The following is a 4,787-nucleotide window of genomic DNA, read 5'->3' on the forward strand; positions in this document are numbered from 1 at the left end:
TAATAGCTATGATATGCCCTTTGGGGCTGATGGACCGCTAGGAAAAGCTTACGACTTGGATGCTAAGGTGGTAATGCTAGGTACAGACTATGAAAGCTGTACCGCCTTGCACCTTGCTGATTCAACGATTAATCGCCCACTATTAGAAGAAAAAGCACCAATTGCTGATGAACATGGCAAAGCCAAATGGATTAGCTTTAAAAATGTCGATGAGCTTGATAAGTATGATGATTTTAACGAATTTGGCGATTACTTTGAAAGCAAATTTGCTTCAGCAGTACATAAAGTAAAAATTTATAACGGCTATATTCGCGTGATTCCAATGAAAAAATTAGTTGATGCTGCCAGAGCATACTATCTTGAAAAGGATCGACTCAATGGATGATTTCTAACCTGAAATGCCTATTTTTCTTCTAAAAATGCTAAAATGTTCAGAAGAAAAAGCAATGATAGTTAGGAGCAAAAAATGAATTCGGCTTGGCAAAAATTTCAGACAAATGTTCCGTTACGAAGGTTTGTCGTTTTATTACTAATCATGTGTTGTCTGTTTGAAGTCAGAGCAATGATGAATACCATTTTATTGACTTTTATTTTTACTTACTTGATTGTGCATTGGATAAGACTAGTACAGCGCTATCTACCTAAAATATCTTCCAAGATAATCGTAAGCGTCACGTATATTCTAATTTTGTTAGGTTTGTATTTTGTAATTACCGTTTATATGCCAATGTTGATCAACCAAGTAACGAGTATGGTTCAATCTTTGGTCGAATTTTATAAGAGTGAAAATTTGACGGGATTAATGAAGGATTTTAAGCAACTTGCTAGCAGCAGCGAAGTCATGGCCCAAGTCAAAAATGGCATGAAATTGATGATGCACACAGTAACAAGTGTAGGGAGCGTTACTTTCTCAGTTTTTATGTCGTTGATTTTGAGCTTCTTCTACACGATAGAGCTAAAAGAAATGAAGCAATTTTCAAGTTTGTTTGTTAAGGCAGGCATTCTTAAATGGCTATTTGAGGATTTGGCCTTTTTTGGCAGAAAATTCACCAATACGTTTGGGGTAGTACTTGAAGCTCAATTCTTTATTGCCATCTGCAATACGGTAATCACGTTAATCTGTTTGGCAATCATGGGGATGCCTCAATTGGTGGCACTTGGACTAATGGTCTTTATCTTTAGTTTGGTTCCCGTAGCTGGCGTAATCATTTCCCTGGTACCACTTAGCTTTGTAGCTTATTTAGTAGGAGGCATTCGCTATGTTGTTTATATTTTCATTATGGTACTCGTGATTCATGCGATTGAAGCCTACATTTTGAACCCTAAGTTCATGTCTTCACGGACAGAACTGCCGATTTTTTACACATTCTTGGTTCTGTTGCTGGCAGAACATTTCTGGGGCGTCTGGGGCCTAATTGTTGGCGTGCCAATCTTTATCTTCTTCTTGGATGTGTTAGAAATAAAACCTACCGCCAATAATTGAAAATAGCGCAAATTAAAAGAGGTTGGATCTTAAAAAGTCCAACCTCATTTTTTATCTAGTTGCAAATGCCCAAAGACCATAGCCAATACCGAAAACAATCAATACTGGAATTAGTAAGTAGGCAAAGAAAAGTGCGGTAATTACAATACCAATAATAAAAATCGTTAATTTAATAAATCCTATCCCTAGCTTGAAAAATAGCCATAGAAGAAGGAGTGCAAAAAGTAATGTAAACATATGCTCACCTCCGATGTGAGCATATTCTACAGCAAAAATGAGTCAATCGACAAGAGTTTAATTCGTAAAAAATTCTAAAATTTTCTCTTCAGTTAGTTGGCGTTTTTCTTTCCCCTGAGCGTCTAAGACAATTTTTCCTGAGTTTAAAACAATGGTACGGTTGCCGTATTTCAAAGCATCCCTCAGTTGGTGAGTAATCATGATGCACGTAATTTGTTTCTTCGTGACTACATCGTTGGTTAGCTCTAAAAGATTTTTACTAGTATTTGGATCTAGTGCCGCCGTATGTTCATCCAGCAGCAATAGTTTAGGTTGGCGGATCGTCGCCATTAAAAAACTTAAGGTTTGGCGTTGACCACCTGAAAGGTTGCCCACAAAAGTATTTAGACGTTCGCTCAAGCCATTAGGCAATTGCGCAGTTTTTTCCGTAAATTCTTCCATATGTCGTTCTAATCCGCGCAGCTTTAGACCGCGATGTTGACCTCGTTTGGTAGCCAGCAAGAGGTTTTCAGCGACCGTCATTCGTGGGGCAGTTCCCATCTTGGGATCTTGAAATACTTGGGCAATTGCTTTTGCACGCTTAACTTCAGAAAGATTGGTAATATCAGTTTCGTCTAACAAAATCTGCCCAGTTGAAGGTTTCAAAGAACCATTAATCACGTTTAATAATGTTGATTTGCCGGCACCATTGGTTCCCAGTAAAGTAACAAAGTCGCCATCATGCAATTTGAGATTGAGATCATGAAGGATAGTTTTTTCTTCAGGAGTACCTTGGTTGACAACGGTGGTAATATTTTTAAGTTCTAAGGTCATGGCTTTTGAATTCCTTTCTGTAAGAGCTGTTTAACTCTAAATTTCTTTTGGAGTAGTGGAAGCATTAAGCAAAGGGCTAGGATGATTGCGGATAAGAGCTTAAAGTCATTGGTACTGAAGCCCAATTGTAAGACAAGCAATAGAACCAACCGGTACAGAATACTACCAACGACAACGGCGACTAGTCTAGCAGTCAAGGAAAGATCGCCATATACTACTTCGCCAATAATAATTGCTGCTAGCCCGATAACCATCGTTCCGATTCCCATATTGACATCGGTATAGCCACCATTTTGAGCTAGTAAGCCACCGGCTAAGCCGATCAAGCCATTGGATAGCATTAAACCCAGAATTTTCATGTTATCAGTATTGATCCCCAATGATTGGGCCATTTTTTCATTATCGCCAGTAGCGATGAATGCTTGTCCTAGTTCAGTATTCAAAAATAAGGCAAGGAAAAAGACGACGATAATTGCAAAAATCAGACCAACAACAATTGCTGGAAAGTTGGTAGGTAAGTTTAAGAGCAATTGGTTTTTCATCAAGGTAGCCTGATTTAGTAAGCCAAGGTTGGCTTTACCTAAAATTCTCAAGTTGATGGAGTAAATTCCAGTCATCGTTAAAATACCGGCTAATAGGATGGGAATCTTTCCTTTAGTATAAAGCAAGCCGGTTACTAGACCAGTAAGCATGCCCGCTAACAAAGCTAAGAGCGTAGCTAATAAAGGGTTAAGACCATGGACAATGCTGCTGGCACAGACTGCAGCGCCAAAAGGAAAGGTGCCTTCGACAGTCATGTCAGGAAAGTTAAGAATTCTAAATGAGAGGTAGAGCCCTAAAGCCAAGATTCCCCATAATAAACCCTGGCCAATAGTTGAAGTGATTAGATTCATTTGATAATTCGTCCTTTCTTTTGTGCATCCTTAATCAAGCTATTGGGAATTGCGATATTTAATTTATCGGCTGCTTGTTGGTTAATGACAGTTTCATAAGTATTTACGCGTTCAACTGGGGTTTTAGCAGGGTCAGCGCCCTTAAGCACTTTGGCTGCCATTTTTCCTGTCAATACTCCCATATCGAATTGACTGACAGATTTAGTAATTAAACCGCCGGCTTCAACCATAGTGTCGGCAGCGGGGATGACAGGAATTTTAGCAGTGTTCGTAGCCTTTAGCAAAGTCGCAATTCCGGAAGCTACGTTATTGTCGGTCGGAACGTAAACTGCTTGAACTTTGCCTGCCATAGTTTGTGCTACTTGTTCGATGTCATTGGTTGAGGTAATAGTGTAAGGGATAACTTTGATACCTGCTTTTTCGGCTAATTGTTTGAATAGATGATATTCTGCAGTTGAAGAATCATCGCTAGAGGTGTACATTACGCCGATGGTTTTGATATCAGGGATGATTTTGCGGAATAGCTGCAATTGCACGGCCGTTGGCTGCATGTCTTGCACGCCAGTAACTTTGCCACCAGGATGCTTCATGCTTTTAACAAGGCCAGTTCCTAAAGGATCACTGACAGCACCCATGATAACAGGTGTTTGCCCCGCTTCATTTGCCAGTGCCTGAACAGCTGGCGTTGCAATCCCGATCGTCAGAGCCACATGCTTATTTTGAAATTGGTCGCTCATGGTTTTTAAGTTGCTTTGATCGCCCTGAGCATTTTCAAAATAAATCTTGAGATTTTTACCTGAGTGATAGCCTTCATCAGCTAAGCCTTTAACGATTCCGCGGTGAATCTGATCAAGGGCCGGATGGCTAACTGTTTGTAAAATTCCGATTGCTAAAGTTTGATTTGTTTGCTGGGGTTGCTCATAAAAAAAGGCAACGATTAGAAAAGCAAACAAAGCGATAATTGTTCCAATTAAACGTTTCATTACTTCCTCCTAGAATGTAGCTAATTGTGTGAAGTTCCCTGAGACCATAAAAAAAGCATTTCCTAGCGGAAAATGCTTTTAGTAAAACAAAACCCGCACGCTTTTTCCGTGCGGGCAATGATGATTGAGATTTACCAGCACAGATATGATCTCTAAACAGGTCATATCTGTGCTTTTGCATGTAGAATGACCTAGTGCTGGAATTGCCAACGATTAATTGTTATAAGTTCTACAAACATGATAAATCTCCTTTCGCGATTAATATTTACTTGGGATTTTAATGCAATAAAAATAGTCTGTCTAAGTGTAAAATAATTTGCGGTAAGGTAAAGAACAAATGAAAAAGGAGTCAAATCCCCCTAGGGACTTGACTCCAAA

General features: G+C 39.4%; 6 protein-coding genes. 2 read left to right on the forward strand and 4 right to left on the reverse strand.

Translation table 11 applies throughout. From position 1 onward, the window contains the following. Together BN52_RS00850 and BN52_RS00855 are read left to right on the forward strand one after the other, a co-directional pair. Positions 1 to 385: AAC(3) family N-acetyltransferase (locus tag BN52_RS00850; RefSeq protein ID WP_040473279.1), on the forward strand; the 385-nt coding region annotated here is incomplete at its 5' end. Between the two features lie 81 nt (positions 386 to 466). Then, on the forward strand, positions 467 to 1,483 hold the full coding sequence (locus BN52_RS00855) for an AI-2E family transporter (protein ID WP_008472157.1): 1,017 nt from the start codon (positions 467 to 469) through the stop codon (positions 1,481 to 1,483). 51 nt (positions 1,484 to 1,534) lie between these two features. Here BN52_RS00855 and BN52_RS00860 read toward each other — a convergent pair whose 3' ends face one another. The 4 genes from BN52_RS00860 to trpX are packed head-to-tail and all read right to left on the reverse strand — an operon-like array spanning position 1,535 to position 4,409. Continuing rightward, positions 1,535 to 1,720: a hypothetical protein gene (locus BN52_RS00860; RefSeq protein ID WP_008472158.1), complete on the reverse strand. Its 186-nt coding sequence runs from the start codon at positions 1,718 to 1,720 to the stop codon at positions 1,535 to 1,537. Between the two features lie 57 nt (positions 1,721 to 1,777). After that, complete coding sequence (locus BN52_RS00865; protein ID WP_008472159.1) at positions 1,778 to 2,533, reverse strand: ABC transporter ATP-binding protein; 756 nt, start codon at positions 2,531 to 2,533, stop codon at positions 1,778 to 1,780. Then, complete coding sequence (locus tag BN52_RS00870; protein ID WP_008472160.1) at positions 2,530 to 3,426, reverse strand: ABC transporter permease; 897 nt, start codon at positions 3,424 to 3,426, stop codon at positions 2,530 to 2,532. The genes BN52_RS00865 and BN52_RS00870 overlap by 4 nt, the downstream gene beginning before the upstream one ends. Then, positions 3,423 to 4,409 carry a tryptophan ABC transporter substrate-binding protein gene (trpX, locus tag BN52_RS00875; protein ID WP_008472161.1) on the reverse strand — a complete coding sequence of 329 codons (987 nt, stop codon included), beginning with the start codon at positions 4,407 to 4,409 and terminating at the stop codon, positions 3,423 to 3,425. Before trpX ends, BN52_RS00870 begins: the two co-directional genes overlap by 4 nt. Positions 4,410 to 4,787: the final 378 nt, after the last annotated feature.

It is taken from the genome of Lactobacillus gigeriorum DSM 23908 = CRBIP 24.85, from assembly GCF_000296855.1.
Taxonomy (GTDB): Bacteria; Bacillota; Bacilli; order Lactobacillales; family Lactobacillaceae; genus Lactobacillus; species Lactobacillus gigeriorum.